We start from the raw sequence: 883 nt of genomic DNA, 5'->3' as shown, positions 1-883 counted from the left end.
CCATCGAACGCCGGACCATCGGGCCGGCCACGCTCGTCCTCGGCGACGCCCTCGACGTCCTGACCGAACTCGCGCCCGGCTCGGTCGGCGCCGTGCTGACCGACCCGCCTTACTGCAGCGGCGGCGACGTCCGCGACCGGGCGGCGGCGACCTCGGCCAAGTACCTGCACCACTCCCGTCGCGGCGCGTACCCGGAGTTCCAGGGCGACACCCGCGACCAGCGCTCGTTCCTGGCCTGGTCGACCCTCTGGATGGGCCGGGCCCGGTGCCTTGTGCCGCCCGGGGGCCTGCTCGTCGTCTTCTCGGACTGGCGGCAGCTGCCGGTGACCACCGACGCCGTGCAGTGCGCCGGCTGGGTGTGGCGGGGGATCGTGCCCTGGGACAAGACCGAGGGAAGCCGTCCACAGCGCGGGCGCTACCGGGTCCAGGCCGAGTATGCGGTGTGGGCCACCAACGGCCCCCGGGCGCTGGCCGGGCCGGTCGCCCCGGGCGTGTTCCGGGCGCCGGTGCCGAAGGTGAAGCACCACATCGCCGGAAAGCCGGTCGAGGTAATGGCCGGCCTGCTCGGCCTCATGGAGGGACCGATCCTCGACCCGTTCATGGGGTCCGGAACCGTCGGGGTCGCCTGCGTCGCCCGGGGGCTGCCCTATATCGGGATCGAGGTCGAGCCGGCCTATCACGAGGTGGCGTGCCGGCGCCTCGAAGAGGCCGTGAAGGCGGCTTCAAGGGAGGCGAAAACCGCTGCCACCTGATCTTGCGCGCTATGCCATTCGATTTTGCGCGCTACAGATCCGGCGGCGTCCGCTCGCGAGCACGTGGTCCGTCCCGCTCGGCCCCGATTTGGACCACGGTCTGGTGCCGGCTGAGGGATTCGAACCCCCGA

The 883-nt window shown here is 72.1% G+C and carries 1 protein-coding gene; it reads left to right on the top strand.

The features are described 5' to 3' along the window. The coding region (locus ABTU92_RS29945) for a DNA-methyltransferase (protein WP_408095176.1) at positions 1–752 on the top strand (752 nt) is incomplete at its 5' end. Positions 753–883: the final 131 nt, after the last annotated feature.

The sequence above is a fragment of the Rhodoplanes sp. SY1 genome, from assembly GCF_046000175.1.
GTDB lineage: Bacteria > Pseudomonadota > Alphaproteobacteria > Rhizobiales > Xanthobacteraceae > Rhodoplanes.
Note: the sequence above shows the minus strand (reverse complement) of the source record. Positions and strands in the feature narration are given on the sequence as shown.